28 protein-coding genes and 1 pseudogene are annotated in these 25,885 nt (G+C 62.5%); 21 read left to right on the forward strand and 8 right to left on the reverse strand.

Features of this window, described 5'->3' with window-relative positions; translation table 11 throughout:
• Positions 1-409: 409 nt before the first annotated feature.
• Positions 410-1,006, forward strand: coding sequence for a glutathione S-transferase family protein (locus NKI21_RS21630; protein ID WP_352867207.1), 597 nt, complete (start codon positions 410-412; stop codon positions 1,004-1,006).
• Between the two features lie 115 nt (positions 1,007-1,121).
• On the opposite strand, the gene NKI21_RS21635 is transcribed toward NKI21_RS21630, so the two are convergent.
• Positions 1,122-1,778 carry an outer membrane protein gene (locus NKI21_RS21635; protein WP_023812630.1) on the reverse strand — a complete coding sequence of 219 codons (657 nt, stop codon included), beginning with the start codon at positions 1,776-1,778 and terminating at the stop codon, positions 1,122-1,124.
• 412 nt (positions 1,779-2,190) lie between these two features.
• On the opposite strand from NKI21_RS21635, the gene NKI21_RS21640 reads away from it, so the two are divergent.
• The 7 genes from NKI21_RS21640 (at position 2,191) to NKI21_RS21670 (ending at position 7,760) form a co-directional block, all read left to right on the forward strand.
• Positions 2,191-2,955 carry an SDR family oxidoreductase gene (locus NKI21_RS21640; protein ID WP_352753426.1) on the forward strand — a complete coding sequence of 255 codons (765 nt, stop codon included), beginning with the start codon at positions 2,191-2,193 and terminating at the stop codon, positions 2,953-2,955.
• The gene (gene uvrC, locus NKI21_RS21645; protein ID WP_352867210.1) at positions 2,952-5,015 is read left to right on the forward strand and encodes an excinuclease ABC subunit UvrC; all 2,064 of its coding nucleotides are present in this window, start codon (positions 2,952-2,954) and stop codon (positions 5,013-5,015) included. The genes NKI21_RS21640 and uvrC overlap by 4 nt, the downstream gene beginning before the upstream one ends.
• A 100-nt stretch (positions 5,016-5,115) precedes the next feature.
• On the forward strand, positions 5,116-5,712 hold the full coding sequence (gene pgsA / locus NKI21_RS21650; RefSeq protein WP_023673449.1) for a CDP-diacylglycerol--glycerol-3-phosphate 3-phosphatidyltransferase: 597 nt from the start codon (positions 5,116-5,118) through the stop codon (positions 5,710-5,712).
• Position 5,713: 1 nt separating this feature from the next.
• Positions 5,714-5,971, forward strand: a complete 258-nt coding sequence (moaD, locus tag NKI21_RS21655) for a molybdopterin converting factor subunit 1 (protein ID WP_023812627.1) — start codon at positions 5,714-5,716, stop codon at positions 5,969-5,971.
• 1 nt (position 5,972) lies between these two features.
• The gene (locus tag NKI21_RS21660; protein WP_023812626.1) at positions 5,973-6,449 is read left to right on the forward strand and encodes a molybdenum cofactor biosynthesis protein MoaE; all 477 of its coding nucleotides are present in this window, start codon (positions 5,973-5,975) and stop codon (positions 6,447-6,449) included.
• A gap of 111 nt (positions 6,450-6,560) precedes the next feature.
• Positions 6,561-7,325 (forward strand): YbaY family lipoprotein, encoded by a 765-nt coding sequence (locus tag NKI21_RS21665; RefSeq protein ID WP_023812625.1) that lies wholly within the window; start codon positions 6,561-6,563, stop codon positions 7,323-7,325.
• Positions 7,326-7,490: 165 nt separating this feature from the next.
• On the forward strand, positions 7,491-7,760 hold the full coding sequence (locus NKI21_RS21670; RefSeq protein WP_127289198.1) for a hypothetical protein: 270 nt from the start codon (positions 7,491-7,493) through the stop codon (positions 7,758-7,760).
• Positions 7,761-7,794: 34 nt separating this feature from the next.
• Here NKI21_RS21670 and NKI21_RS21675 read toward each other — a convergent pair whose 3' ends face one another.
• Positions 7,795-8,403 (reverse strand): class I SAM-dependent methyltransferase, encoded by a 609-nt coding sequence (locus NKI21_RS21675; RefSeq protein ID WP_352867213.1) that lies wholly within the window; start codon positions 8,401-8,403, stop codon positions 7,795-7,797.
• Between the two features lie 146 nt (positions 8,404-8,549).
• Entirely contained in the window at positions 8,550-8,972 is a 423-nt protein-coding gene (gene ndk / locus NKI21_RS21680; RefSeq protein WP_013532476.1) for a nucleoside-diphosphate kinase, read from the reverse strand.
• 344 nt (positions 8,973-9,316) lie between these two features.
• Between ndk and NKI21_RS21685 the strand changes: the two genes are divergently transcribed.
• Positions 9,317-9,577 (forward strand): DUF2934 domain-containing protein, encoded by a 261-nt coding sequence (locus NKI21_RS21685; protein WP_352867216.1) that lies wholly within the window; start codon positions 9,317-9,319, stop codon positions 9,575-9,577.
• An 11-nt stretch (positions 9,578-9,588) separates the two neighbouring features.
• Here NKI21_RS21685 and NKI21_RS21690 read toward each other — a convergent pair.
• Positions 9,589-10,280 (reverse strand): annotated as a pseudogene (locus NKI21_RS21690) (glutathione S-transferase family protein).
• 60 nt (positions 10,281-10,340) lie between these two features.
• Here NKI21_RS21690 and NKI21_RS21695 point away from each other — a divergent pair.
• Positions 10,341-10,853: a DinB family protein gene (locus NKI21_RS21695; RefSeq protein WP_023812622.1), complete on the forward strand. Its 513-nt coding sequence runs from the start codon at positions 10,341-10,343 to the stop codon at positions 10,851-10,853.
• A 48-nt stretch (positions 10,854-10,901) separates the two neighbouring features.
• On the opposite strand, the gene NKI21_RS21700 is transcribed toward NKI21_RS21695, so the two are convergent.
• Together NKI21_RS21700 and NKI21_RS21705 are read right to left on the reverse strand one after the other, a co-directional pair.
• Positions 10,902-11,492: a GNAT family N-acetyltransferase gene (locus NKI21_RS21700; protein WP_206535255.1), complete on the reverse strand. Its 591-nt coding sequence runs from the start codon at positions 11,490-11,492 to the stop codon at positions 10,902-10,904.
• Between the two features lies 1 nt (position 11,493).
• Complete coding sequence (locus tag NKI21_RS21705) at positions 11,494-12,453, reverse strand: LysR substrate-binding domain-containing protein (protein WP_023812620.1); 960 nt, start codon at positions 12,451-12,453, stop codon at positions 11,494-11,496.
• Positions 12,454-12,563: 110 nt separating this feature from the next.
• Here NKI21_RS21705 and NKI21_RS21710 point away from each other — a divergent pair, with 110 nt between their 5' ends.
• The 5 genes from NKI21_RS21710 to NKI21_RS21730 all read left to right on the forward strand — a co-directional run bounded on the left by NKI21_RS21710 (position 12,564) and on the right by NKI21_RS21730 (position 17,179).
• Complete coding sequence (locus tag NKI21_RS21710; protein ID WP_023812619.1) at positions 12,564-13,397, forward strand: hypothetical protein; 834 nt, start codon at positions 12,564-12,566, stop codon at positions 13,395-13,397.
• A 45-nt stretch (positions 13,398-13,442) separates the two neighbouring features.
• Positions 13,443-14,369, forward strand: a complete 927-nt coding sequence (locus NKI21_RS21715) for a DMT family transporter (RefSeq protein WP_023812618.1) — start codon at positions 13,443-13,445, stop codon at positions 14,367-14,369.
• Positions 14,362-14,565, forward strand: a complete 204-nt coding sequence (locus NKI21_RS21720; RefSeq protein ID WP_023812617.1) for a hypothetical protein — start codon at positions 14,362-14,364, stop codon at positions 14,563-14,565. Before NKI21_RS21715 ends, NKI21_RS21720 begins: the two co-directional genes overlap by 8 nt.
• 162 nt (positions 14,566-14,727) lie before the next feature.
• Complete coding sequence (locus NKI21_RS21725) at positions 14,728-15,177, forward strand: Ros/MucR family transcriptional regulator (protein ID WP_023812616.1); 450 nt, start codon at positions 14,728-14,730, stop codon at positions 15,175-15,177.
• Between the two features lie 124 nt (positions 15,178-15,301).
• Positions 15,302-17,179: an ABC-F family ATP-binding cassette domain-containing protein gene (locus tag NKI21_RS21730; protein WP_023812615.1), complete on the forward strand. Its 1,878-nt coding sequence runs from the start codon at positions 15,302-15,304 to the stop codon at positions 17,177-17,179.
• A gap of 244 nt (positions 17,180-17,423) precedes the next feature.
• On the opposite strand, the gene NKI21_RS21735 is transcribed toward NKI21_RS21730, so the two are convergent.
• Positions 17,424-17,762, reverse strand: coding sequence for a winged helix-turn-helix transcriptional regulator (locus tag NKI21_RS21735; protein ID WP_352867220.1), 339 nt, complete (start codon positions 17,760-17,762; stop codon positions 17,424-17,426).
• Positions 17,763-17,897: 135 nt separating this feature from the next.
• Between NKI21_RS21735 and NKI21_RS21740 the strand changes: the two genes are divergently transcribed.
• From NKI21_RS21740 to NKI21_RS21750, 3 genes are all read left to right on the forward strand, one after another.
• Positions 17,898-18,812, forward strand: coding sequence for an NAD(P)-dependent oxidoreductase (locus tag NKI21_RS21740; RefSeq protein WP_352867223.1), 915 nt, complete (start codon positions 17,898-17,900; stop codon positions 18,810-18,812).
• Positions 18,805-19,218 (forward strand): GFA family protein, encoded by a 414-nt coding sequence (locus NKI21_RS21745; protein WP_031213540.1) that lies wholly within the window; start codon positions 18,805-18,807, stop codon positions 19,216-19,218. Before NKI21_RS21740 ends, NKI21_RS21745 begins: the two co-directional genes overlap by 8 nt.
• A gap of 154 nt (positions 19,219-19,372) precedes the next feature.
• Complete coding sequence (locus NKI21_RS21750; protein WP_352867226.1) at positions 19,373-21,481, forward strand: molybdopterin-containing oxidoreductase family protein; 2,109 nt, start codon at positions 19,373-19,375, stop codon at positions 21,479-21,481.
• Between the two features lie 54 nt (positions 21,482-21,535).
• Here NKI21_RS21750 and NKI21_RS21755 read toward each other — a convergent pair whose 3' ends face one another.
• Positions 21,536-22,015 (reverse strand): Lrp/AsnC family transcriptional regulator, encoded by a 480-nt coding sequence (locus tag NKI21_RS21755; protein ID WP_352867229.1) that lies wholly within the window; start codon positions 22,013-22,015, stop codon positions 21,536-21,538.
• A 104-nt stretch (positions 22,016-22,119) separates the two neighbouring features.
• Here NKI21_RS21755 and NKI21_RS21760 point away from each other — a divergent pair, with 104 nt between their 5' ends.
• The 3 genes from NKI21_RS21760 to NKI21_RS21770 are packed head-to-tail and all read left to right on the forward strand — an operon-like array spanning position 22,120 to position 25,742.
• Entirely contained in the window at positions 22,120-23,328 is a 1,209-nt protein-coding gene (locus NKI21_RS21760; protein ID WP_352867232.1) for a diaminopropionate ammonia-lyase, read from the forward strand.
• Positions 23,325-24,551 carry a Zn-dependent hydrolase gene (locus tag NKI21_RS21765; protein WP_352867235.1) on the forward strand — a complete coding sequence of 409 codons (1,227 nt, stop codon included), beginning with the start codon at positions 23,325-23,327 and terminating at the stop codon, positions 24,549-24,551. The genes NKI21_RS21760 and NKI21_RS21765 overlap by 4 nt, the downstream gene beginning before the upstream one ends.
• A gap of 18 nt (positions 24,552-24,569) precedes the next feature.
• Complete coding sequence (locus NKI21_RS21770; RefSeq protein ID WP_352867238.1) at positions 24,570-25,742, forward strand: M20 aminoacylase family protein; 1,173 nt, start codon at positions 24,570-24,572, stop codon at positions 25,740-25,742.
• The last annotated feature ends 143 nt before the right edge of the window (positions 25,743-25,885 follow it).

The following is a 25,885-nucleotide window of genomic DNA, read 5'->3' on the forward strand; positions in this document are numbered from 1 at the left end:
CGTCTTCCCTCGCCGGGGCGGTGCCGAAACAGTCAAGGGCGGGTGCCTGACAGGCGCCCCGCTCGCTGTTTAGGCAGTCGGAAGGCGAGAACAGAGGCGGACGGAGGATATCTTTTCGCAGCTCCCAGGACTTCGCCATAGGGCGAAGTCCGGTGGGGCTTTTTTTGTGTCATTCATGCGGGTGATGAAATATCGGCGCGAGGCTCTTCGGTCTTGCCTGCCGGCTGAGCGATCCCTGCGATTCCGGCAACTCGGCGACCATGGTGATGAAGCGCCGTCTTCACGGAGCGCTCGCTAAACGGCCCTGGCCGATGCGCCGCTCGCTGGCGGCTGGGTTTTCCGCTTCTGGCCATTGCTCGATCGCGCCTGATCGGTCAACACTGCCGGCCTGCAAAACAGGAAACCGATCATGCCCAGACTGCTCTATGCGTCGTCTTCTCCCTACAGTTCCAAGGTGCGAATGGCAGCAGCCTATGCCAGCATCGCTGTCGATCTGGTGCCGATCAAGACCGAGGAGAAGCCGGCCGACTTGATGACCGCCAACCCGCTCGGCAAGATCCCGGTTCTGGTGCTCGACGACGGTCGCTCCATCCATGACAGTCGCGCCATCACCCAGCATCTCAACCGTTTGTCGAAGAACGCGCTTTTTCCACGCAATCCCGACAAGCGGCTCGAGGCGGAAGTGCTGGAGGCATTGGCCGACGGCATTTGCGACTGCGCGCTGTCGATGGTCTATGAACGGCGCACGCGGCCCGAGGAGATGGTCTATCAGCCTTGGCTCGATCGCCAGTGGGCGAAGATCACGGCGGCACTCGACCTGCTCAACGCCAACCCGCCGAAGCTGCCGAAGAAGATCACCGCCGGCCAGATGGCGCTGCGCGCCTGCCTTGGCTATCTCTCGCTGCGCTTTGCCGGAAAATGGGAAAAGGGCCGCGCCCGGCTGACACGGTGGGCTGCGCGCTTCGACGAGAAGTTTCCAGAGCTGAAGCCCTGCATTCCCGGTTAATAGCCGATTACCCCGGAATTGATTTGCCGGTGATCAGTCGATCACCGGGGAAAATCACTCAGACACAAAAAAGCCGGGCGCGAGGCCCGGCTTTTCGTGTCGTGGCTTGAACGACTTAGAACTTCATACCGACGCCGAAGGTGACGCGGTTGTCGGTGGCCTTGACCTTGCCGATACCGTCGAAGCTCTTGCTGCCGAAGTCGGTGTAACGATACTCGACGCGGCCGAAGACATTGTCGGTCAACTTGATGTCGGTGCCAACACCGGCGGTCCAGCCGAGCATCGTTGCGCGATCGCTGGCCCCAAGGACGGTGTCTTCCACCTTCAGGCTTCTGCCGGCGAGACCGCCGGTGCCATAGAGCAGGATTTCTGGGCTGACCGCGTAGCCGAGACGGGCACGCAGCGAACCTTCAAAGCCGGCCTTGGAGTCGATGCCGTTGTCGTCGCCCTTGACGCCGTTGTAGCCGAGTTCGGCTTCAGCGCCGTAGACGAAGTTCTCCTGCTGCCACTGATAGCCGCCGAAGACACTGCCGACGAAACCCTTGGTATCGGTTTCAACGTCGAAATCCTTTTCCTTGGTCCGGCCGCTGAAGCCATAGCCGACGTTGAGACCGGCGTAGGGGCCGGCCCACGAAGCGACCGGAAGTTCAGCGATCGGCGCAGGTGCCGGCGGCTCTTCCGAAACCACGTCAGCAGCATAGGCAGTTCCGCTGAGGGCGAAGAGGCCGAGCGCAACGGCCAGCGGCCGTGCGAATTTGAGATTGGCTTGCATTGTTCTTTACTCCTTAAGCCACAGGACACAGGCTTGTTTCTCACGATCGCCATCTACCCGTCCGGGGGGTGAAACGGATCTGGCGTTCGTCGGTTCCAAATGTCGTGTCAAAATGCGGCTGAAGCGAACCTGAACTTGGGTCATTCCCCGGCACGAATGAGGCAGAACCTTGACGTTGCATCTTCGCAACAGCGAAATGGCAGGAACCATCCCGTGCTGCGCTGCACACCGCTTGGTGCAAGGACTCCAGCACCCTATATTGCGGTCGGGCGCGCCCGAGTCCAGGGCGGGCCGGATGTCGAAACGGCCGTTTCGCCACAATGCTGCCCAAGGTGCGAACACCATTTAACGCATGCCGGGCCATATTTCGCCGGCACCGCTTTTTCGGGCCGAAATTGAGGATTGACACCATATGAGCAAAGCCACTGTCACGGCGCTGGTGACGGGCGGGGCCAGGCGGATCGGCAGGGCGATCGTCGAGGATCTCGCCGCCCACGGTTTTGCCGTCGCCATTCATTGCAACCGCTCGCGCACCGAGGCCGATGTGTTGGCTGCCGAAATCATCGCCGGAGGTGGCCGCGCCGCCGTGGTCGCCGCCGACCTGACCGATATGGACGCCGTTGGCGATCTCGTCGGCCAGGCGCAAGCAGCGCTCGGACCGATCCCGCTGCTGGTCAACAATGCGTCTCTGTTCGAGGACGATTCGGTTCTGGATTTCGACTGGCGGGCCTGGGACCGGCACTTTGCCGTCCATGTGAAAGCGCCCGCGCTCCTGGCGCAGAATTTCGCCCGGGCGTTGCCGGCAGGGCAGGAGGGCCTGATCGTCAACATGATCGACCAGCGCGTCTGGCGACCAACGCCGCGCTACTTCTCCTACGCGCTGTCCAAATCGACGCTGTGGACGGCCACGCAGATGATGGCGCAAGCGCTCGGCCCCAGCATCCGCGTCAATGCCATCGGCCCGGGGCCGACACTGAAGAACGCGCGTCAGGACGACAGCGATTTTGCCGCACAGGTGGATGGCTTGGTCCTCAAGCGCGGCCCGGAATTGCCGGAATTCGGCGCCACAATCCGCTATCTCTGGGAAGCGCGCTCGGTCACCGGCCAGATGATCGCGCTTGATGGCGGCCAGCATCTTGCGTGGCAGACGCCCGATGTGACAGGCATGACGGAATGAGTCCCGTAGACCACAAAAGCAAGCCGCGCGGCGGCGCCGACGATCTGCCCCCCGATATCGACGTCGAGGACGAGGCAGTCGAGGAGATCGTTGAAACCGTCGGTCCCGATGTCGCCTTCACCGCCATCGACTGGACGCCGCATGCCGGCGACGCGGAAGGCATGATCGGCGCCGAGGTGATCCAGACGCTGGTCAAGCGGCTGCCCAACGCGCCCGGCGTCTACCGCATGATGAACGCTGCCGGCGATGTGCTCTATGTCGGCAAGGCGCGCAGCCTGAAGAAGCGCGTCACCAACTACGCGCAAGGCCGCTTCCACACCACCCGCATCGGCCGCATGGTGCGCGAAACGTCGACGATGGAGTTCGTCGTCACCCGCACCGAGATCGAAGCGCTGCTGCTCGAAGCCAACCTTATCAAGCGCTTGCGGCCGCGCTTCAACGTCCTGATGCGCGACGACAAGTCGTTTCCCTATATCCTCTTGACCGGCGACCATGTCTCGCCCGGCATCTACAAGCATCGCGGCGCGCGCTCGCGCAAAGGCGATTATTTTGGGCCCTTCGCCTCGGCCGGTGCCGTTGGCCGCACCATCAACTCCCTGCAGCGCGCCTTCCTGCTCAGGAGTTGCACCAACTCGTTCTACGAGAACCGCACGCGGCCATGCCTGCTTTATCAGATCAAGCGCTGCGCCGGCCCCTGCACCGGAGAGGTTTCGCACCAGGACTATGCCGAACTGGTCAATGAGGCGAAGGACTTCTTGTCCGGCCGCAGCCAAAAGGTGAAGACGGAAATCTCGGCCGCCATGCAGCAGGCGTCGGAAGCTCTCGATTTCGAGCGCGCCGCGATCTATCGCGACCGGTTGGCGGCCCTGTCGCATGTGCAGAGCCACCAGGGCATCAATCCGGCGACCGTCGACGAAGCCGACGTCTTCGCCATCCATCAGGAGGGCGGCCAGGTCTGCATCCAGGTGTTCTTCTTCCGCACCGGCCAGAACTGGGGCAACCGCGCCTATTTCCCCAAGGCCGATCCGGCGTTGGAAGCAGCCGAGGTGTTAGGTTCGTTCCTGGCGCAGTTCTATGACGACAAGCCGACGCCGCGGAACATTCTTCTGTCGCATGGCGTCGAGGATCAGGAACTATTGGCCGAGGCGCTCTCCACCCGCGCCGGCCGCAAGGTCGCGATCTCCGTGCCGCAGCGTGGCGAGAAGAAGGACCTGACCGACAACGCCCTGCAGAATGCCCGCGAGGCGCTCGGACGCCGGCTGGCTGAAACCTCCACCCAGGGACGCCTGCTTGCGGGTTTCGCCGAGACATTCGGCCTGGCCAAGCCGCCGGTGCGCATCGAGGTCTACGACAATTCGCACATCATGGGCACCAATGCCGTTGGCGCCATGGTCGTCGCCGGGCCGGAAGGTTTTGTGAAGAACCAGTACCGGAAATTCAACATCCGCTCGACCGAGATCACGCCTGGTGACGATTTCGGCATGATGCGCGAGGTGATGGAGCGACGGTTTTCGCGGTTGCTCAAGGAGCATGGCGATGTCCCGGCTGGCGATGCAGCTGATGGTTCGGCAGACGATATGGAGGACGATATCTCCGGCAGCTTCCCGGCCTGGCCCGATGTCATCCTGATCGACGGTGGCCAGGGCCAGATGACCGCGGTGCGCAAGATCCTTTCGGATCTCGGCATCGAGGACCGCGTGGTTGCCATCGGCATCGCCAAGGGCCAGGACCGCGACGCCGGCCGCGAACGGTTCTTCGTCAAAGGCAGGGACTCGTTTTCGCTGCCGGTTCGCGATCCCGTGCTCTATTTCGTCCAGCGGCTGCGCGATGAGGTCCATCGTTTCGCGATCGGTTCGCATCGGGCGCGCCGCAAGAAGGAGATGGTCAAGAGCCCGCTCGACGAGATCAGCGGTATCGGTCCAGGCCGCAAACGCGCCTTGTTGTTGGCCTTCGGCACCGCCAAGGCGGTCAGCCGCGCCGCCATCGAGGATTTGAGGAAAGTCGACGGTATTTCCGAGCAGGTGGCGAAACTGGTCTACAATCATTTCCATGAGAGCTGACAGCAAGGATGCTATTTTCGTCTGGTCAATCGATTCTCGCCTGTTGACCCCCTACATTCGCTTCTGATTTGAGTAGGCAGGCAGAAAGAGTTTCCCAGATATGGCCAAGCGCGCGTTCAACCTGCCCAATATGCTCACCTACGCCCGCATCGTCGCGGTGCCGCTGGTGGTGCTATGCTTTTTTCTCGAAGGACATCTGAAGTCGAGCGACTTTGCCCGCTGGTCGGCGCTGATCATCTTCCTGCTCGCCTCGATCACCGATTATCTGGATGGCTATTTGGCGCGCGCCTGGCAGCAGACCTCCAACATCGGCAAGATGCTCGACCCGATCGCCGACAAGCTGCTGGTCGCCACCTGCCTGCTGCTGCTGGCCGCCGACACCGATCGCCATGCGGGCATTGCCGGCTGGTCGTTGTGGGCCGCGATCATCATCCTGTGCCGCGAAATCCTCGTCTCGGGTCTGCGCGAATATTTGGCGGCGCTGAAAGTTTCGGTGCCGGTGACGCAGCTGGCAAAATGGAAGACCGCCATCCAGATGGTCGCCATAGCGTTCCTCTTGGCCGGACCGGCCGGCGACAAGATTTTTCCGCTGACCACCCAGACCGGGCTGGTGCTGCTGTGGATCGCGGCGCTGGTTACGCTCTATACGGGCTACGACTATTTCCGCGCCGGCCTCAAGCACATCATGGACGAGTGAGATGACGACCCGGCTCATTTATTTTGCCTGGGTGCGCGAACGCATCGGCCTGCCTGAGGAGGATGTCGACCTGCCTGCCGGCATCGAGACGGTCGCCGATCTCCTGCGCTGGCTGAAATCGCGCGGCGAGGGCTACGAGCACGCGCTGCGATATCCCGACGTGATCCGCGTCGCCATCAACCAGGAACATGTCGAGCACCGCGAGAAGATCGCGGGCGCCCGCGAAATCGCGCTGTTCCCGCCGATGACCGGGGGCTGACATGAGCGGCGGGGTCTTACCTGTCGTGCGCATTCAGCGCCAGGATTTTGACGTCGCCGCCGAGATCGCCAGACTGACGCAAGGCCGCGCCGATATCGGCGCCGTGGTGACCTTCTCAGGCCTTTGCCGCGACGAGCAGGGCGCGCTCTCAGCGCTCGAGCTCGAACACTATCCCGGCATGGCCGAAGCGGAAATCGCCCGCATCGCTGCTGAAGCGGTCGAGCGTTGGCCATTGCAGGGGCTCACCGCCATCCACCGCCACGGGAAGATCGCGCCCGGCGAGAACATCGTGCTGGTCGTGGCAGCCTCGGCGCATCGCCATGCGGCGTTCGAGGCGGCGAATTTTCTGATGGACTATTTGAAATCGCGCGCGCCCTTCTGGAAGAAGGAGCATCGGGCTGACGGCTCGGAGGGTGGCTGGGTCGAGGCCAAGGAGGCCGATGCAACGGCCGCGCAACGCTGGTCTCAGTCCGAATAAGATCCGCCGCAGCCATGCATTGACCGCAATCCTTTGGCCAATTGGCAGGATTGGTCAGCCTGGGGCATTGGCAGCCCGGGGCATTGGCAGCCAGGGGTGAGGGAGATGGTCATGCTGGACAGGATCGCGGAGTTCTTCATCTTCGGTTTCGTGCCTCTGGTCGTCGGCATATTGGCCGTTCCGGACCAGTCTGTTGCCGCCGAACAGGCCGTGAGGGGCGAGGTCATCTATCGCGAGCGCATTGCCTTGCCGCCCAGTGCCGTGCTGTCCGTACAACTTGCCGATGTGTCGCTGGCCGATGCGCCTGCCACCATCATCGGCGAGCAGAAAGTGCAGCCGGCCGGCCAGGTGCCGATCAGCTTCGAGATCAAATTCGACCCTTCCGTCATCCGGTCGCAGATGACCTACGCGTTGCAAGCCCGCATCACCGTCGATGACAAGCTGCTGTTCATCTCCGATATGCGCCATCAGGTCGATCCGCTGGCCGACGTGCCGCAGACCATCATGCTGAAGATGGTCACCCCGAGCGCCGAGCCCATGGTTTCGGTCTTCGATCAGCTCTGGCTGGTCGACTATGTCGACGGCATCGGCGCCATTGCTGCCCCGCAAGCGACATTCAGGGTCAGCGAGGCCGGCAAGGCGGGCGGCAGCGGCCCCTGCAACACCTATTTCGCCACTGCCAAACTCGATGGCCAAACGATCGTGATCAGAGACATCGGTTCTACCTACAAGGCCTGTGCGCCCGAGGTGATGGCCGAGGAAAAGGCGCTGTTCGATGCGCTGGCCAAGGCGGCGTCATACCGTGTCGATGCCGGCAAGCTCATCATATCGGACAAGGACGGCCGCGAGATCCTGCGCTTTAGCGCCGCGAGCTAGTCCAGCGTATTTCGATCTCCAACACTTTTCCGGAATAATTCGGGCAAGGGAAGCGTTTCTCTCAGATATGGCGGGCAAGGCAAAAGGGATATTTTCGAATGTCCCTTCGTTGAAGCCGCCAGACCTGCTGCGGCTCGTTCTGGCTTAACTCAAAGGAGTCCAGACATGAAAACGCACGCGCTTATCCTCGCTGTCACAGGCGCATCGCTCCTTGCTCTCACCGGCCTCGCAAAGGCGGACGACCATCTGGTCAACGCCCTGCAGCATGGTCTCAGCGACGATGGCCACCCGTTCCAGACCAACAAGGCCGGCCACAGCGGCGACCTCGCGCCTGGGCAGGGTAGCCCGTTTGCCGGTGAGGATACACAGACACCAGCCACCGATACGGCGGCGGCGAATGACCATGCGAACGTAAAAGATCGCCAGCCGAAATGACCAAGAACCCGCCGGAGGGGCGGCGGGCCTCCTCTCAAACCTTTGTTTGTTCGAATACGGCGCCGTAGTGATAGGGCGGCACCTCGACCAGTTCGGCAAGCCTGAGGCCACCCGCCTCGGCGGCTGCTATAGTCTCCTCTGGCGACAGCCTCAATTCGGTCTTCGGTCCGCGCGGTCCGTCCAGCACGGTGGTTTTGTCACGCGGATACTGGTGCCAGTTGACGATGGCGAAACGGCCGGCCGGGTTAAGCGTCGCGCGTACGGCACGGGCGAGACGCGGCCGGTCAGGCACGCCGTGAAAGGCGTTGGCCATGAAGATGAAATCGACAGGTCGAGGCACAAGTCCTGCAAGCTCGTAGGCGTCGCCTGCGACAAAGTCGCAATTCGTCGCGCCGCCTTCGACCAATCTGTGTCTGGCGGCTGCGAGCAGGTTGGCATCGATATCGATGGCTACGACATGGCGGGCCACTTTGGCGATCGGCAGCGTGAACCAGCCATCGCCGCAGCAGAGATCGATCACTTCCATGTCTGACTTGATCCCCGTTGCCGAAAGCACCGCGGCAGGGTCAGGCCACAGCGCCTCCCACCAGCCGCTGTCCGGCATTTCTGTGCCTTGAAAGAAGCCCGGAATGGCACTGGTCATGCTGAGGTCCGCTCCATTGTCGGTCACATCAGTTCAATGTCTCACCCTAGTAAAGGCAGTTCGCAAGGGAACCCGATAGCTGGGTCATGAAAAAAGGCCGGCGAAACGCCGGCCTTTTCACGTAGTCCAAGGTCTGGACTATCGGCTCAGCCGACGATCTCGGTGTCCGAGAACCAGTACTTGATCTCTTCTGCCGCGGTCTCCGGTGCGTCGGAGCCGTGCACGGAGTTTTCGCCGATCGACAGCGCATGAACCTTGCGGATGGTGCCTTCGGCGGCGTTGGCTGGGTTCGTGGCGCCCATCACTTCGCGGTTCCTGGCAATGGCGTTCTCGCCTTCCAGCACCTGGACGACCGTCGGTGCCGACGACATGAATTCCACCAATTCGCCGAAGAAAGGGCGGTCCTTGTGGACGGCATAGAAGCCTTCCGCTTCGCGGCGGCTCATCCAGACCCGGCGCGAGGCGATGACGCGCAGGCCTGCCTCTTCCAGCATCCTGGTGATGGCGCCGGTGAGATTGCGCCGGGTTGCGTCCGGCTTGATCATGGAAAATGTGCGTTCGAGCGCCATGGGTCGTCCTTGTCTGAGAATGGAATTGAGAGTGGCGGGCTCTATACAAGCCGCCCGGCCCATTGCCAAGGGGTGAGGAACGGTCCGCGCGGCGGACGGAAAGCCAACTGCTTGGCTTTCCGAGTGACGAACGGTGAAAGCCCGGTCCGCCTTCGGGCGGATTGAAAGGTCCAGTGGACCTTTCAAAGGTTTGAACGCCCGAAGGGCAGGGAGCGAGAGCGAAGGGCCGGACGGCTGCGCGTTTCTGCGGCAAGCCGGCCCCGTTCAGACGGCTGCACAGCAACGCTTTGCTTGCTATAGTCGCGTGTCGGCGCCGCGCTGAGGTCGGGCCGTATGGAGACACCATGACCATGACAGACGATCGTCAGGAACGCATTCGCAACCGCGCACACCAGATCTGGCTGCAGGAGGGCCAGCCGGCTGGCCATCATGAGCGCCATTGGCATCAGGCGGCCACCGATGTCGACCAGGAGGACGCCGCGGGCAAGTCGGCGGCCAAAAAGCCGACCAAGAAGACATCTGGCGCCGCCAAGGCAAAAGCCGCCCCCAAGGAGGCAAAGGCTGCCACGAAGGCCGGCAAGCCGAAGAAAGCGGCGGCCAAGTAAGCTTTACGGCGTCAGGCCGCGGCGGCGACCATTCGTCCCAGCCCGCCATGCAGGTCGAGGCAGCGGGCGAACCACTGCGCCGCCACGTCGCCATCGTCGAGCAGTTGGTAGGGCGAGGCTATGCGCGCCCATTGCAGGGCGCCGAAGACGATATAGTCGCTAAACAGCGGCGACGCGCCGCCGATGAATGGCTGATAGCCTAGCATTGAACGCAGCGGCTCCAGCGCGGCGCGGAATGTCGCCAGCCCGGCGTCGCGCGCGGTGACGACGTCCTCCAGCGTCTTGCCAAAGCGTTGCTCGCGGCTCCGGCGGAAATAAGCGGCGTTCTCCTCGTCCTGCATGGTGTGGAGGTCGATGATCGCGGCGGTGGTCACGTAGGGATGGATGGTCAGTTGCGACCAGCGCTCGACGAAACGAGCCATCGCCTTGCCGCCTTCACGCCAAACAGCGTCGGCCGGTCCGGATAGGCTTCATCGAGATAGAGGGCGATGGCGAAGGAATCCGCGAGGACCGTCTCGCCGTCGCGGATCACCGGGACGGTTTTCGAAACGCCGCCCTCGACAGCGGGCACCTCGAGAAAGCGCGTCGGCACGGTCGATATGTCGAGCCCCTTGTGGGCGACCGCCATCGCCACCTTCCAGCAATGCGGGCTGAACGGACGTGTGCTGTCGCGTCCGACGAGATCATAGAGCAGAATGGTCATTGGCGGCAGGCCCTTCAAGCGTTAGGTAGGCCCCGCATCGACGCGAGCCGAGGGGAAGCCATGAGACAGCATTTCATGATGTTTGCGGCCTATAATCAATGGGCCAATGGCCGCATCTATGAGGCCGCCGCCGAGCTCGATGATGAGGAATTCAACCGCGATGTCGGTGCCTTCTTCGGCTCGATGATGGGCACGCTCAACCACCTTTTGACTGCCGACCGCATCTGGATGAAGCGCTTCACCGGCGAGGGCGACGCGCCGACGACACTGGATGCCATCCTGCATCGGGGGTTGACCGGCCTGCGGGCGGCGCGTGAAGCCGAGGACAGGAGGATCATCGATTGGGTCGGCGGCCTCAATGACAAGGCGTTGACGGGCCGCTTCACCTACATGACCGTCTCGGATATGCGCACCGTCTCGCAAAGGCTGGCGCCGGCGCTGGACCACGTCTTCAACCACCAGACCCATCATCGCGGCCAGGCGCATACGATCCTGACCATCCTGGGACGGCCAAGCCTGGGGTTGGACCTGATGCTTTTCCAGCGGACCGAGGAGGGCAGGGCTTTCGCCTGATCCGGTGGCGTTTTGCGTAGTCGGTCCGGGGTTGAAGAGCTTGCGCCACTATCGCTGCATTTTGTGCTGCAGCATCGTCTTTACCTCGGGCCACTCGGAATCGATGATGCTGAACCGGACGGAATTGCGCTTCCGACCGTCCGGCATGATCCGCTCGTTGCGAACGATCCCTTCCTGCTTGGCGCCAATTCGCAGGATGGCTGCCCTTGACGCGTCGTTCAGTTCGTCTGTGGTGAATTGCACACGGACACATCCCATGAACTCGAATGCATGGGCCAGGAGAAGATACTTCGCCTCGGTATTGACCCCGGACCGCTGAACCGAACTGCTGAGCCAGCTATGCCCGATCTCCAGCTTTCTATTCGTGCGATCGATCTTCCAAAACCGCGTACTTCCGCAGATCACTCCCGTGCTGCGCATGACGATTGCATAAGGCATGACAGTGCCGGCCCGTCGTCCAGCCAGGGCATTGGCAATATATCCATCGATCGTGTCTGGCCCGGGGACCACGGTGGCCCTCAGGTTCCACAACGCACCATCCGCTGCCGCGCTCAGAAGCCCCGACGAATGTGCCTGCTGAAGTGGCGTGAGCTCAACAATCTTTCCGACCAAGGCGGGCTGTACGGATTGCACGTCCATTTCAGGCAGCCGTCGAAGCTTCGCCCCTGATTTCGCTGTCCAGCTGGCACTGCGTCAGAGCCGCTTCCGCCATCACCCACTGCTTGAACAACTGGACCTTGCGTGCGGCAAGGCCTTTCTGCGGAGAGACAAAATACCAGCCAGCCGTGTTGGGATGGTGGACGGCGAAGGGAGCCACCAGCCTTTCGGCGCGGATGTCGCTGGCCATATAGGCACGGTTGGCCACCGCAAATCCCATCCCGGAATTGGCTGCCTCGTAGGACATCATGCACGAGTCGAAATAGATGCTCTTGGTCTCGCTGAGCACGAAGCTGGCGCCGGCGAAACCAAGCCAGGATTGCCAATTCTGGGTGCAGGTGTCGGAATGCAGCAGGGTGAAGTGCTTGAGGTCGTCCGGTGTCACCTTCGACAGCCGCTTATCGCCGAGGACTTCGTGGAACAGCTTGCGGCTGCACACCGGTGTCAGGTCTTCGCGAAACAGCAGATCGGATTGCAGCCCGTGAAAGTGACCGTCGCCATAACGGATTTCGAGATCGAATTCCGAGGCCGTGAACTCATGCGTCGCGTAGGAGGTCGAGACCCGCATCACGATATCGGGATATTGCTGCTGGAACAGCGGCAGGCGTGGAAATAGCCAGCGTGCGGCAAAGGTCGGCAGCACCGATATTTTTAGCACATGCTCCTGCGATTGCCCGGTCGCTTCCATGCTGGCGGCGACGATTCGCTCCAGCGCCTCGCGAACGCGCGAGACATAGGTCTCACCCTCCGGCGTCAACGAGACCGCATTGCCGCCGCGCTGGAAAATCTTGAAACGAAGCTGATCCTCCAGGCTTTTCACCCGCTGGCTGACCGCTGAAGCGGTAATGAACTGTTCTTCGCCGGCACGCGTGAAATTACCGTGCCTTGCAGCACTTTCCACGATTTTAAGCGAATTGAGGTTGACCTGACTGAGCAGACGCACGGTTTCGACCTTAAGCTTGGCTTACACTAGCACCAGCATTCCTAATTTTACAGGGGTGGGTGAATTAATCGACTGTTTACCAAGTGTTGCCCCCATCCTGGAGAAGTACAATGAACGCCCATACCATTCCCGAACTGCGTTATGCGATGAGCCGCGAAGCCATTATAGGCCATGAAACCGCCTGGAAAGTGTCGAGTTTCGGTGTCGCGCAATATCTGCACGGCTATGACCCGGCACTGCTTGCCGCGATCGAGGAGGCTGCCCTGAAGCTCAAGGCCAGCCATGCCGTGCACAAGCACCTCGATCTGACCTTCATCACCGGGGCCGACCGTTTCATCCCCGAGATCAAGGAATTGCTGCATGACAAGCTGCGCCTGGAGCGGCTGTCCGACATGATGGGCACCAAGCTGGAGCCCTATCCGCTGTCGATCGTCGGCTCGACGGTCACCTTCATGAATCCCAAGGACGGCGCCGTGGAGTGGCATTGCGATGGCGTTCCGGTCACCGAGCTCATTCCATTGTCGATCAGCAATCCGCTGGTCGGCGGCCACCTCGAAATCTACTGCGACGACTCCGAAACCGGCCGCGCCATTCTCGAAGCCGGCCGCGAGATCCCGCGCAACAGTGTCATGCGCATCGATCACAAGATGAACTACGCGACGCTCGGGCAATTCCTGGGCGTCCTGCATCGCACCGCTCCGATCCGGTTCGGCGAGCGCGTCACGCTGGTGCTCAACCAGCGCTCGGTGGCCAAGCCCTATGTCGACGACAACAGAATGTTCTATCTCGCCGCCGACAATGACCACGACCGTGAGTGGGTCAGCGAACTGGCCGAAGATGTCTGGACCAACCAGTTGCCGGCCTATCGTCGGTTCGAGGCAGAGCATCCCGTGCCCGCGGCCGTCGATGCACCGGTTCCGGGCGGCGCCAGGGAATCATGGTAATGAACCAAGATCCCGAAAAGTCGGAACCGGTTTTCGGACAGGATCATGGTCGAACAGCAAAATAGAATCCCATGCCGATTGTTTCGGCAGGGATCCGGCTCGATATCCGCGTTGGTCTTCGCTGCCGGTGCGGTGGCGTTGTGGTCCACCAATGCGCTGGTCGGCAAATCCCTGCTGGCCAGCCACCCGGCGTCGCAGGTCCAGTTCCTGCAATTTGCAGGCGCTGCACTCGTCTTCGCCGCCATCCGATTGATGAGCCGGGAAAGAGTAGCACCGGTCACGGCCGGGGCGGCGCTCATCTCTGTCGCAGTCGGATTCATCGGTCTGGTCGGCACCATGGTGCTGCAATACATCGCCTTCGCTTCGATGCCGGTCATCGAGGCCAATCTGATGGCCTACACCTGGCCGTTGATGGTCGCGGTGGCAGTCATCGCCTTGGAAAATCCGCGGCATCCGGCCCTGTTGGGTCTCGCCACGGTGGTAGGCTTCATCGGCGTCGCACTGGTGATTTCGGGAGGGCGCAGCCAATCCTGGTTCCAGGGCGATCTGGTCGGCTATCTCGCCGCATTCGGGTCGGCGCTGTGCATGGCCTTCTACTCGATCATGGTGGGACGGGTCGCCACCCCAGCGGATCGCCTGTTGCTGCCATCGTCTTTGATTGGCGTCGCTTTGACGTTTCTATGGTGCGCTCGCGACGGTTTCACCTGGCCCGTCGGCGCGGACCTGGCTCTCGGCCTTTATCTCGGCGCCGGTCCGATGGGCTTGGGCTACTATTTCTGGTCGCGCGCCTTGAAGCTTGAAGGCAGCGGCAGGGTCGCGGTGGTCGCCTATCTCACGCCGATCGCCTCGACCCTGCTTTTGACCTTGTCCGGCGAGCGGCTGACGGTGACGGCCATTGTCGGAGCTATCCTCGTCATCGGCAGTTGTGTCGCGGTCGGTGTGGAACGTTCGGAGGCCGAAAACCATGTTTGACGAGAATGAGCGTCTGGCTATTCAGGAAGCGAATTGGCTGATCGATGAATTCGGCGCCGAGGCACCGCTTTACGCCGCGATGAGGGCCGAAAAGGCGATAGAACAAAAGGATTTCGCGCGTTGCGCCCGCTGGAAGCGTATTCTGGAGATATTGGACGAAAGTCCTGCCTCTAAGTCTGCTGGTTCCAAGTATTAGATTTTCTAATTTGCACAGCGTCGATTTTGCATGAATGCTATTTTTGCTGATTCTTGATTCTTTTATGAGGCTTGGCGGTCCGTTGGGGGACGCGGTTAAAGAGATACATCGACACAAGTCTTCGCTGGGGTGGATGATTTTGTCGCAAATAAGGTGAAAGAATTGTCAAATATCGATGATAAGACCGTTATCGAGCTGACGGCCGATATTGTCTCGGCCTATGTAGGCAACAATCCGCTTCCGGCTGCCGGCCTGCCCGAGCTGATTGCCAGCGTCAGCGCCTCGGTTCGCAAGCTCGCCGGCGCGGCTGTCGCGGAAGTCCCAAACCTGGTTCCGGCCGTCAATCCGAAGAAGTCGGTGTTTCCCGACTACATCATCTGCCTTGAGGACGGAAAGAAGTTCAAGTCGCTCAAGCGGCATCTGCGGACCGACTACGGCCTGAGCCCGGACGACTATCGGGCCAAATGGGGCTTGCCACCGGACTATCCGATGGTTGCACCAAACTACTCGGCGACGCGATCGGCGCTGGCAAAGTCGACGGGACTTGGCCGCAAGCCGGCAGCAGCGCCGGCCGCTGTCGCCAAGGCAACGAAGCGCAAGGCGACTGCCTGAGAGCAGGCAAGCCACTGTTCGGCTGCTTTGACGGCGCCCTAGCGGGCGTCGTTTCGAGGCCTTGTGCGGCCAACTGGCCCGCAAGGCCTTGCGAAGCGTTGATGTCCGGTGCAAAAGCGCGGCCATGCTGATCATCAACGACCTATCGCTCCGCATGGCCGGACGCTTGCTTCTCGACCATGCCTCGCTGACCTTGCCGGCCGGCACCAAGGCCGGCCTTGTCGGCCGCAACGGCACCGGCAAGACGACACTGTTCAAGGCCATCACCGGCGATTTCCCGTCCGAGACAGGATCGATCAGCCTGCCGAAGAGCACCCGCATCGGCCAGGTGGCGCAGGAAGCGCCGGGCACCGAGGATGCGCTGATCGAGATCGTGCTCAAGGCCGATCTCGAACGCACGGCGCTGCTCGAAGAAGAAAAGACGGCGACCGATCCGCACCGCATCGCCGACATCCATATGCGGCTGGCCGATATCGACGCGCACTCAGCCGAATCCCGCGCCGCCACCATTCTCGCCGGCCTCGGCTTCGACGACGCTGCCCAGAGGCGTCCGGCATCGTCCTTCTCCGGCGGCTGGCGCATGCGCGTGGCGCTCGCTGCGGTGCTGTTTGCCGAGCCCGACCTTCTGCTGCTCGACGAGCCGACCAACTATCTCGATCTCGAAGGCACGCTGTGGCTGGAAAACTATGTGTCGAAATACCCGCACACAGTGCTCTTGATCTCGCATGACCGCGACCTGCTCAACCGCGCCGTCAACTCGATCGTCCATCTCGACCAGAAAAAGCTGACCTTCTGGCGCGGCGGCTACGACCAGTTCGAGCGTCAATATACAGAGCAGAAGGAATTGCAGGAGAAGGGCCGGGTCAAGCAGGAGGCCGCCCGCAAGCACATGGAATCCTTCGTCGAGCGGTTCCGCGCCAAGGCCTCCAAGGCGAGACAGGCGCAGTCGCGCATCAAGGCGCTGGAAAAGATGAAGCCGATCGCGGCCCTCGTGAACGATTCGGTGCGGCCGTTCTCCTTCCCCGAGCCGGTGAAGACGGTGGCCTCGCCGATCGTGGCGCTGAACAACGTCAATGTCGGCTACACCGAGGGTCAGCCGATCCTCAAGAAGATGACGCTGCGCATCGACGCCGACGACCGCATCGCGCTGCTCGGCGCCAACGGCAACGGCAAGTCGACCTTCGCCAAATTGCTGTCGGGCCGGCTGAAGCAGGAGAGCGGCACCATGACGGTGGCGCCCGGGTTGAAGGTGGCGATCTTTGCCCAGCATCAGCTCGACGATCTCCGGCCGGACGAAAACGCCTACGAGCATGTCCGCCGGCTGATGCCGGAGGCCCCGGAATCGAAGGTACGCGGCCGCGTCGCCCAGTTCGGCCTCACGACCGAGAAGATGAACACCGCCGCCAAGGATCTGTCGGGCGGCGAGAAGGCGCGGCTGCTGATGGGGCTGTCGGCCTTCGAGGGCCCAAACCTGTTCATCCTCGACGAACCGACAAACCATCTCGACATCGACAGCCGCGAATCGCTGATCCATGCGCTGAACGAATTTCCCGGCGCCGTCATCCTGATCTCGCATGATCGCCATCTGCTGGAGGCAACCGCCGACCGGCTGTGGCTGGTCAAGGACGGCGCGGTCAACCCGTATGACGGCGACTTGGAAGACTACAAGTCGCTGGTCACCGGCGTCTCCGGCGACCGCCGCGGCAAGCGCGAGGCCGACAAGGCGTCAAAAGCCGACCGCCGCCGCGATGCAGCGGCACGCCGCGCCGCCTTCGAGCCGCTCGCCAAGGAGATCCGCGCCACCGAAGCGCTGATGGACCGCATTCGCAAGCGAATCGACGGCATCGAGGACGAACTGTCCAATCCGGCGGTGTACGAAAAGGATCCCTCGACGGCGACCCGGCTGGCCAAGGAGCGCTCGCAACTGGCCCAGACACTGGCCGGCCACGAGGAAAAATGGCTGACCATGTCGGCCGAGTATGAGGAAGGCACGGCGGAGTGAGCAGCCGGCTATGCAAGCGAATTCATCGTGCCAGCCGCACGATGAATTGCCTGTGAACGCCGGGACGGTGTAGAGTAGCGGCGGATCCGGCAGATGGCTGAAAGGCCTGTGGCACAGATGCACTTGCTGCGGCTATTTTGCTCGACCGGACGACGCTGCCCGGCATCTATTGCCGCCTTTGGCGTTTAGAAGCGGACCGCGGATCACAAACTCTTCCGCGACCATGCACGAGTTCCTGCTTTTTTCAGGCGGCTTTCCGCTCGTCTTTCCATGTCTCGTGCCGCTTTCCCCATGCCGACATAGCGGTGACCGCATCGTTCAGACTCATGCCCAGGGTCGTGACCGAGTATTCCACGCGTGGCGGTACCTCGTCATAGGCGCGCCGGCTGACGAGTCCGTCGGCCTCCATCTGTCGCAATTGTTGCGCGAGCATCTTCTCACTGATTCCAGGCAACCGCCGGTGCAGTTCGGCGAAGCGGTGCGGCCGCAGGTGCAATTTCCACAATAGCGAGGTTTTCCACTTTCCGCCGATTGCCTGCATCGCGGCGGCAAAGCCGCAACTGTCGGGCTCCTTGCTCCTCATGTGACAACTCCTGACATGATTCCAATAGCTTACCTCAAGGTGCGTACTTCTCAACACAGCAAGAATATATATCTTTGGATCAGCGCGCCAAACACAAACCAATCCCTCGTCGAGAGGGCTATCGGAGAAGTCACCATGAAATCCAATGTCTGCGTGCTCGGCGCGGGCCGCATGGGCTCGTCCATCGTTCGAACGTTGCTCGACCGAAATTATCCAACATCCGTCTGGAATCGCACTGCGGCCAAGTGCCAGCCCCTGGCTGCTCTTGGCGCGAGGTTGGCCTCTTCAGTAGAGGACGGAATCCGGTCGGCCGATGTCTTGATCATAAACGTTCTGGATTATGCCGCCAGCGATGCACTGCTCAAGCAGGGCAACGTCGCTTCGGCGCTGGCCGGCAAAGCCGTCATACAACTCACCTCCGGCTCAGCGCGTTTGGCGCGGGAGGAGGCGCGCTGGATCGAAGCGCATGGCGCCGGCTATCTGGACGGCGCGATCCTGGCGACTCCGGATTTTATTGGCAAACCGGACACCGCATTGCTGTATTCAGGATCCCACGCCGTCTACGAAGCAAACAAGACCCTGCTTTTTGCCCTTGGTGGCGGCACGAGTTATGTCGGCGAGGTGCCTGGCCAAGCCTCCGCGCTTGACACCGCGCTGCTCACCCAGATGTGGGGCGGGCTGTTCGGCGCGCTCCAGGGCATGGCTGTCGCCGAGGCCGAAGGTCTCGATCTGGATACGTTCAGGAGCCATCTGTCCGCATTCAAGCCGGTTGTCGATGCCGCTTTGTTCGATGTGGTTGACCGGACAAAGGCGCGCCTCTTTGCCGGCGACGACGCAACGCTCGCGTCATTGGGCGCCCACTACAGCGCCTTCCGGCATCTTCTCGAAGCATGCCAGGAGCGAGGTCTTGACGCGGCCATGCCGCGCGCAATGGACGGGATTTTTCAGCAGGCGCTCGCGCGCGGGCGCGCGGATGATGATTTTGCATCTCTCTCACCCCTGTTTGGAAATGGCTCGCCCCGTCCGGGCAGGGAGCCCGCGAATGCGTGATGGCAAGACGGAGCGAAGGGCGACCTGCTCGTGTCGCGGCGCGGAACTGGTTCTCGCCGGAGAGCCTCGGCGCGTCTATGCCTGCAGTTGCCTGGAATGCCAGAGATGCACCGGGGCAGCGTTCTCATACCGAGCCATCTATGCCGACTCCGCCATAGTCGCCCAGAAAGGCGAGACGAAATCCTGGCGACGAACCGGTTCGTCGGGGCAATGGCTGGAGCAGACATTTTGTACCACATGCGGATCGATCGTCTTCATGCGTGCAGAAGGCCTGACGGAAGCGCTGTCGGTATCTGTCGGCTGTCTGGAGGACCTGGAATTTCCGGCTCCGGCAATTCTCCATTGGCCCAACAGGAAGCACAAATGGCTCTGCCTGGAAGGCGTGCCCCTGGCGGAAGTCTCCTGAAGCAATGACTGCCCCAGCATTGAGTGGCCGATCGGCTTTGCAGTACCCCTGCCTTCTTCCAAAGAGGAGAAGGCAGGGGGCTTGCTCGCCGAGGCAAAACCGTGCGCCGCATCTGGCCCTACACGCGGCGTTCTGAACCCGTTAGTCTTGCAGAATGAACCAGCACGCGCACCTCCGCATCGGCCATTCCGCCTGTCCGCATGATTGCCCCTCGACCTGTGCGCTCGAGGTCGAGCTGCTCGACGGCAATCGCATCGGCCGCGTCCATGGCGCCAAGTCCAACAGCTACACGGCCGGCGTCGTCTGCGCCAAGGTCGCGCGTTATGCCGACCGCGTCCACCACCCCGACCGTTTGCTGAAGCCGCTGATTCGCGCCGGCGCCAAGGGCGATGGCGCCTGGAAGGAAGCAAGCTGGGAGGCGGCGCTCGACCTCGTCGCCGAAAAATTCATCGCGGCCGAGGAGAAATACGGCTCGGAGACGGTCTGGCCCTATTATTATGCCGGCACGATGGGACTGGTGCAGCGTGACGGCATCGACCGGCTGCGCCACGCCAAGAAATATTCGGGCTTCTTTGGTTCGATCTGCACCAATCTCGCCTGGACCGGCTGGATGATGGGCGCCGGCGCCTTGCGCGGGCCGGACCCGCGCGAGATGGCGAAATCCGATTGCGTGGTGATCTGGGGCACCAATGCGGTGGTGACGCAGGTCAACGTCATGACGCACGCCATCAAGGCGCGCAAAGAGCGGGGCGCGAAGATCGTCGTCATCGACGTCTATGAGAATGCGACGATGAAGCAGGCCGATCTCGGCCTGGTGCTGAAGCCGGGCACCGATGGCGCGCTGGCCTGCGCGGTCATGCATATGCTGTTCAAGGAAGGCATGGCCGACCGCGCCTATCTCGAAAAATATACTGACGACCCGAGAGGACTGGAAGCGCATCTCAAGACGCGCACGCCGGACTGGGCGGCCGGGATCACCGGCCTGACGGTCGCCGAGATCGAGGCCTTCGCCCGCCTCGTCGGCACGACGAAAAAGACCTATTTCCGCCTCGGCTACGGCTTCGCGCGCCAGCGCAATGGCGCCGTCAACATGCATGCAGCGTCCTGCATTGCGGCTGTCACCGGCAGCTGGCAATATGAGGGCGGCGGCGCCTTCCATTCCAACTCCGGCATCTTCAAGCTCAACCAGGAAGTGCTGGAAGGCACCAGGATGCGCGATCCCTCGATCCGCTATCTCGACCATTCGCGCATCGGCCCGGTGCTGACCGGAGCCAGCGACGCGCTTTATGGCGGCCCGCCGGTGACGGCGATGCTGATCCAGAACACCAACCCGGTAAATGTCGCGCCGGAGCAGCGGCTGGTGAAACAGGGTTTTATGCGCGACGACCTGTTCTCTTGCGTGCACGAGCAGTTCATGACCGACACGGCCAAGCTCGCCGATGTCGTTCTGCCGGCGACGATGTTCCTCGAGCACGACGACGTCTACAAGGGCGGCGGCAACCAGCACATCACGCTCGGCCCGAAGCTGATCGAGCCGCCGGACGGGCCGCGCACCAACCATTTCGTCATCGAGCAATTGGCTGATCGCCTCGGCGTCGCCGATCGCCCGGGCTTCGGCCTGACCGAGCAGCAGCATATCGACATCATCCTGGGCAAGCGTGGGCTGGGCAGCTTCGACAGCTTGAAGGAAGACAAGTGGATCGACCTGCAGCCGGATTTCGAGGCAGCACACTTCATCAATGGATTTGGCCACGCGGATGGAAAGTTCCGTTTCCGCGCCGATTGGACGGGACAGGCAGCGCCCAATCGGCCGCCGAAAAGCATGGGCCTGTTCGGCCCGGTGGCGCGGCTGCCGGAATTTCCTGATCATGTCGATCTGATCGAGGTTGCCGACGAGGCGCACCCGTTCCGGCTGACGACGTCGCCGGCGCGCAACTTCCTCAATTCGACATTCTCGGAAACGCCGGTGTCGAAGGCCAGGGAGGGCCGCCCGGAACTGCTTCTGCATCCCGACGATGCCGCAGCCCTTGGGCTCGCCGACGGCGATCGCGTCGAGGTCGGCAACACGCGCGGCGAAGTCGTCCTGCATGCAAAGCTGTTTGACGGTATCAAGCGCGGCGTGGTGATCGCCGAGGGCATCTGGCCAAACAGCGCCCATGAGCGCGGCGAGGGGATCAATGTCCTGACCGGTGCCGACGCGCCGGCACCCTATGGGGGGGCTGCCTTCCACGACAACAAGGTGTGGCTGCGCGCGGCAAGCTGAGATAGGTGAGAATTCCGCTCGCCTCGCGCCAGATCACACCGTTCAGGGATACGCTCAGCCGGGCAAGGGCACCGTCAACCCGACCTTGACCCTGTCCATCGCAACAAACGTGCGGAACTTGCGGACATTGTTGCTGTCGAAGAACAGTTTTCGCGTCAGCGCTTCATAGGCGCCCATGTCGGCCACGGTGATGACCAGGATGAAATCGGCCTCGCCGGTGACATAGTAGCATTGCTGGATTTCAGGGGTCGCCGAGAATTGCCGCTTGGCCGCGTCGATCAGTTCGGCGCGTTCGCTCTCGAGTTCCACCTCGACGAAGATGGTGATCGGCTGGCCGACCGCCGCCGGCTCGATGATCGCGACATTGCCGGCGATGACGCCGGTCTGCTCCATGCGCTTGATGCGGCGCTGCACCGCCGGCGCCGACAGGTTCACAGCTTCGCCGATCAGCCGCTGCGGCGTCGTGTTGTCGCGCTGCAGGATGGCAAGGATGGCGAGATCGAAACTGTCGAGCGAGGGCGGGATTGCAGGCAATGAGATCTTCCTGACGAAACAAATTTGCATTCGGGAGGCCATATTACAGCGCTCCTTGCGCCGATCCTGCAATATATTCTCGCTGAATGCCAAGGAGGCCGCCAGTGTTCCTGCTCAACCGTAATGCTTTGCATCGCCTGCCACTCGATCCAACCGATGCCGAAACTCTTGGCGTGGCCGGCGCCGACACGGTCGAGCGTTTTCTCAGCCAGCGCGACAATCACCTGATGACGCCGCTGCATGCGCTGCCGGCGCTCGCCGCCGAATTCGGACTTGGCGCCGTCCACATCAAGGATGAGGGCTTTCGCCTCGGCCTTGGCAGCTTCAAGGCGCTTGGCGGCGCCTATGCCGTCTTCCGGCTGGTGCTGGAGGAGGCAGGCAGCCGGCTTGGTCGCCCCGTCGACGTGGCCGATCTCGATCGCTCTGATGTGCGGGCCGTCGCCGCGGCGATGACATTTGCCTGTGCGACCGACGGCAACCATGGCCGCTCCGTCGCGCAAGGCGCGCAACTCCTCGGTGCGCGGGCGGCGATCTTCGTCCACGCCGGCGTCAGCGAGGAGCGCATCGCCGCGATCGCCCGTTATGGCGCCGAGATGATCCGCGTCGACGGCAACTATGATGATTCGGTCAGGCAAGCCGCTCAGGTTTCGGCCGAGAAGGGCTGGACCGTTGTGTCCGACACCTCGTGGCCCGGTTATGAACGGATTCCTGGCCTGGTCATGCAGGGCTATACGGCGATCGTGCGCGAAGCCTTGCGTCAGCTCTCTCGGACGCCAACCCACGTCTTCGTGCAGGCTGGTGTCGGTGGCATTGCCGCCGCGGTCGCCGGTCATCTCGCCATCGTGCTCGGTGACGCCAAACCGACCTTCATCGTGGTCGAGCCGGCGCGTGCCGCCTGTGTTTTTGCAGCCGCCCAGGCCGGGCGCCCGGTCAAGGTCGCGCATGGCCGGCCGACGGTGATGGCCATGCTCGAATGCTACGAGGCCTCTCCGGTCGCCTGGCGGGTGCTGGCGCGCGCCGCCGATGCCTTCATGACGGTGGATGAGGCCGACGCCGTCGCGGTGATGCGGCGGCTGGCCCGGCCGGACGCCGGGGATCCGGTGATCGTCGCCGGCGAAAGCGGCGGTGTTGGTCTTGCCGGGCTGATCCGGGCGATGGCCGATAACCCGACCGAGCTTGGACTGGACGGCAAATCGCGGGTGCTGGTGATCAACACCGAAGGTGCCACCGACCCGCATCGCTATGCCGAGCTGGTTGGCATGAGCCCGGCCGATGTGCTGGAAGGCAAGATGAAAGCCGAGGCAACGGCATGACCGCGATCGATGCACAGCGCCTGCTTGGCCGTATCCGCGAACTCGGTGCCGTCGGTCGCGACGGCGAGGGCAGGCTGATCCGGCTGGCCGCCTCCGACACCGACAAGCAGGGCCGCGATCTCTTCGTCGGCTGGCTGCGGCAGGCAGGGCTCGATGTCGCCATCGACCGGGTCGGCAATATTTTCGGCATCTGGCAAAGCCCGGACAACAGGGAGCTGGCGCCGCTGCTCATCGGCTCGCACATCGACACTGTCATCGATGCCGGCATCTATGACGGCTGCTATGGCGTGCTTGCCGGGCTGGAGGTGATCGAGACGCTCAAGGCATCAGGCCTTTCGCCATCGCGTCCGGTCGCGGTCGCCGCTTTCACCAATGAAGAGGGCGTGCGCTACACTCCCGACATGATGGGCTCGCTGGTCCATGCCGGCGGCATCGATGCCGAAACGGTGCTGGCGGCTGTCGGCACCGACGGCAGCGTGCTGGGCCAGGAGCTCGCCCGCATCGGCTATGCCGGCGACCGGGAACCCGGCTTCCTCAAACCGCATGCTTATCTCGAACTGCACATCGAACAGGGGCCGGTGCTGGAGCGTGAAAGCGTGCCGATCGGCGCGGTGGAGAATCTGCAGGGCATCTCCTGGCAGCGCATCACCATAGACGGCGTCGCCAATCATGCCGGCACCACGCCGATGTCGATGCGCAACGATGCCGGCCATGCCGCCGCCCGGACCATCACCTTCGTGCTCGACCGGATCAAAGCCTCGAACGCGCCGACGGTGGCGACCGTGGGTACGATCCGCTTCGAACCGAATGCCATCAACGTCATTCCCTCGCGCGCCGTCTTCACCATCGATCTGCGCGATCCCGACGAACAGCGCCTGCAGGCGGAGGAGGCGGCGCTTGCCGCCTATCTCGAGCAGCTTGCCACCGATGGGAACGTGACGATCTCGGTCGAGCAACTGGCCCGCTTCGAACCGGTGATCTTCGACCTTCGCATCGTCGAGCTGATCGAGGCCGCCGCGAAGAACCGTGGCCTCGGCGTCCGGCGCATGACGTCCGGCGCCGGCCACGATGCACAGATGCTGGCGCGCATCGCCCCGGCAGCGATGATCTTCGTGCCGAGCACCGGCGGCATCAGCCACAGTCCGCGCGAGCACACCGAAGATGCCGAGCTTGTTGCCGGTGCCAACATCCTGCTTGATGTGGCCGCGCAACTGGCAAAGTAGGTCAGGAGGGGCAGAAGAATGTCTGAACTGGATCGTGACGCGCTGAAGCAGGAGATGATTTTCTGGCGGCGCGATTTGCACGCTCACCCGGAATTCGGCTTCGAGGAGAAGCGCACCGCGGCCTTCGTCGCCGCCAAACTGCGTGAGTTCGGCCTCGACGATGTCACCGAAGGTGTCGGCGGCACCGGCGTCGTCGGCACGCTGAAGCGCGGCAGCGGCAACCGGGCGATTGCGCTCAGGGCCGACATGGATGCGTTGCGCATATCAGAGCAGTCGGACGCATCCTACCGTTCCTGCAACCCTGGCATCATGCATGCCTGCGGCCATGACGGCCACACAACCATGCTGCTCGGCGCGGCAAAGCTGCTGGCAGGTGAGGGCGGTTTCGACGGCACCGTGCGCTTCGTCTTCCAGCCAGCCGAGGAATGGGGCAGGGGCGCGCTCGCCATGCTCGACGATGGGCTGATGCAGCGCTTTCCCTTCGACGAGATCTTCGGCCTGCACAACATGCCCGGCCTGCCGATCGGGCATTTCGAGACCCGTGCCGGCCCCATAATGTCGGCCGAGGATATCTTCGAGATCGTGCTTAAAGGGCTCGGCGGTCATGCCGCGCGACCGCATGCGGGCAACGAGACGCTGGTCGCCGCCTGCGCGCTGGTCACCAATCTGCAGACCATCGTCTCGCGCCGGCTGAGCCCGGCCGACATATCGGTGGTTTCGGTGACCGAGCTGATCACCGACGGCACCCGCAACGCTCTGCCCGGCCTTGCCCGCATCCTCGGCGATGCGCGCAGCTTCCGGCCCGAGGTCAGCGCCGAGATCGAGCGGCAAATGCGCATCATCGCCGAGGGCATCGCCGTCGCCTACAATGTCACCGTCGAGGTCAATTACAGCAGGGAGTTCGTGCCGCTGCGCAACGATGCCGAACTGGTCGATGCGGCATTTGCCGCCGCAAGGCACGTCTTCGAACCCGGCAACATCGCCGTCGCCCGCGAGCCGATGACCGCCTCCGAGGATTTCGCCCGCTTCCTCGACCATGTGCCGGGTTGCTTCGTCTTCCTCGGCAATGGCGAGGCTTCCGCGCCGTTGCACAATTCCAGCTACGACTTCAACGATGAGGGGCTGTTGTTCGGCACGAATTTCCATGTCGCCGTGGTCAGGCAAAGGCTGAGTGGCGAGGCGGGAAGATGATCGAGTTTTGATCCCCAGGCCGCGCTCGCCGCTAGCCCAAACACCACCGCTATTGCCAACCAGCTCCGGAGTTTATTGAGATTGCGGGGATGATGGTCAAGACAAGCTTGTGACGGACCGGCGACCGATAGGGCCGTGCGCAT

It is taken from the genome of Mesorhizobium sp. M0715, from assembly GCF_040320355.1.
Taxonomy (GTDB): domain Bacteria; phylum Pseudomonadota; class Alphaproteobacteria; order Rhizobiales; family Rhizobiaceae; genus Mesorhizobium.

Coding starts and splice junctions, on each gene's coding strand:
- NKI21_RS21630 (WP_352867207.1), top strand. CDS start 410: ATGCCCAGACTGCTCTATGCGTCGTCTTCTCCCTACAGTTCCAAGGTG.
- NKI21_RS21635 (WP_023812630.1), bottom strand. CDS start 1,778: ATGCAAGCCAATCTCAAATTCGCACGGCCGCTGGCCGTTGCGCTCGGC.
- NKI21_RS21640 (WP_352753426.1), top strand. CDS start 2,191: ATGAGCAAAGCCACTGTCACGGCGCTGGTGACGGGCGGGGCCAGGCGG.
- uvrC (WP_352867210.1), top strand. CDS start 2,952: ATGAGTCCCGTAGACCACAAAAGCAAGCCGCGCGGCGGCGCCGACGAT.
- pgsA (WP_023673449.1), top strand. CDS start 5,116: ATGGCCAAGCGCGCGTTCAACCTGCCCAATATGCTCACCTACGCCCGC.
- moaD (WP_023812627.1), top strand. CDS start 5,714: ATGACGACCCGGCTCATTTATTTTGCCTGGGTGCGCGAACGCATCGGC.
- NKI21_RS21660 (WP_023812626.1), top strand. CDS start 5,973: ATGAGCGGCGGGGTCTTACCTGTCGTGCGCATTCAGCGCCAGGATTTT.
- NKI21_RS21665 (WP_023812625.1), top strand. CDS start 6,561: ATGCTGGACAGGATCGCGGAGTTCTTCATCTTCGGTTTCGTGCCTCTG.
- NKI21_RS21670 (WP_127289198.1), top strand. CDS start 7,491: ATGAAAACGCACGCGCTTATCCTCGCTGTCACAGGCGCATCGCTCCTT.
- NKI21_RS21675 (WP_352867213.1), bottom strand. CDS start 8,403: ATGACCAGTGCCATTCCGGGCTTCTTTCAAGGCACAGAAATGCCGGAC.
- ndk (WP_013532476.1), bottom strand. CDS start 8,972: ATGGCGCTCGAACGCACATTTTCCATGATCAAGCCGGACGCAACCCGG.
- NKI21_RS21685 (WP_352867216.1), top strand. CDS start 9,317: ATGACCATGACAGACGATCGTCAGGAACGCATTCGCAACCGCGCACAC.
- NKI21_RS21695 (WP_023812622.1), top strand. CDS start 10,341: ATGAGACAGCATTTCATGATGTTTGCGGCCTATAATCAATGGGCCAAT.
- NKI21_RS21700 (WP_206535255.1), bottom strand. CDS start 11,492: ATGGACGTGCAATCCGTACAGCCCGCCTTGGTCGGAAAGATTGTTGAG.
- NKI21_RS21710 (WP_023812619.1), top strand. CDS start 12,564: ATGAACGCCCATACCATTCCCGAACTGCGTTATGCGATGAGCCGCGAA.
- NKI21_RS21715 (WP_023812618.1), top strand. CDS start 13,443: ATGGTCGAACAGCAAAATAGAATCCCATGCCGATTGTTTCGGCAGGGA.
- NKI21_RS21720 (WP_023812617.1), top strand. CDS start 14,362: ATGTTTGACGAGAATGAGCGTCTGGCTATTCAGGAAGCGAATTGGCTG.
- NKI21_RS21730 (WP_023812615.1), top strand. CDS start 15,302: ATGCTGATCATCAACGACCTATCGCTCCGCATGGCCGGACGCTTGCTT.
- NKI21_RS21735 (WP_352867220.1), bottom strand. CDS start 17,762: ATGAGGAGCAAGGAGCCCGACAGTTGCGGCTTTGCCGCCGCGATGCAG.
- NKI21_RS21740 (WP_352867223.1), top strand. CDS start 17,898: ATGAAATCCAATGTCTGCGTGCTCGGCGCGGGCCGCATGGGCTCGTCC.
- NKI21_RS21745 (WP_031213540.1), top strand. CDS start 18,805: ATGCGTGATGGCAAGACGGAGCGAAGGGCGACCTGCTCGTGTCGCGGC.
- NKI21_RS21750 (WP_352867226.1), top strand. CDS start 19,373: ATGAACCAGCACGCGCACCTCCGCATCGGCCATTCCGCCTGTCCGCAT.
- NKI21_RS21765 (WP_352867235.1), top strand. CDS start 23,325: ATGACCGCGATCGATGCACAGCGCCTGCTTGGCCGTATCCGCGAACTC.
- NKI21_RS21770 (WP_352867238.1), top strand. CDS start 24,570: ATGTCTGAACTGGATCGTGACGCGCTGAAGCAGGAGATGATTTTCTGG.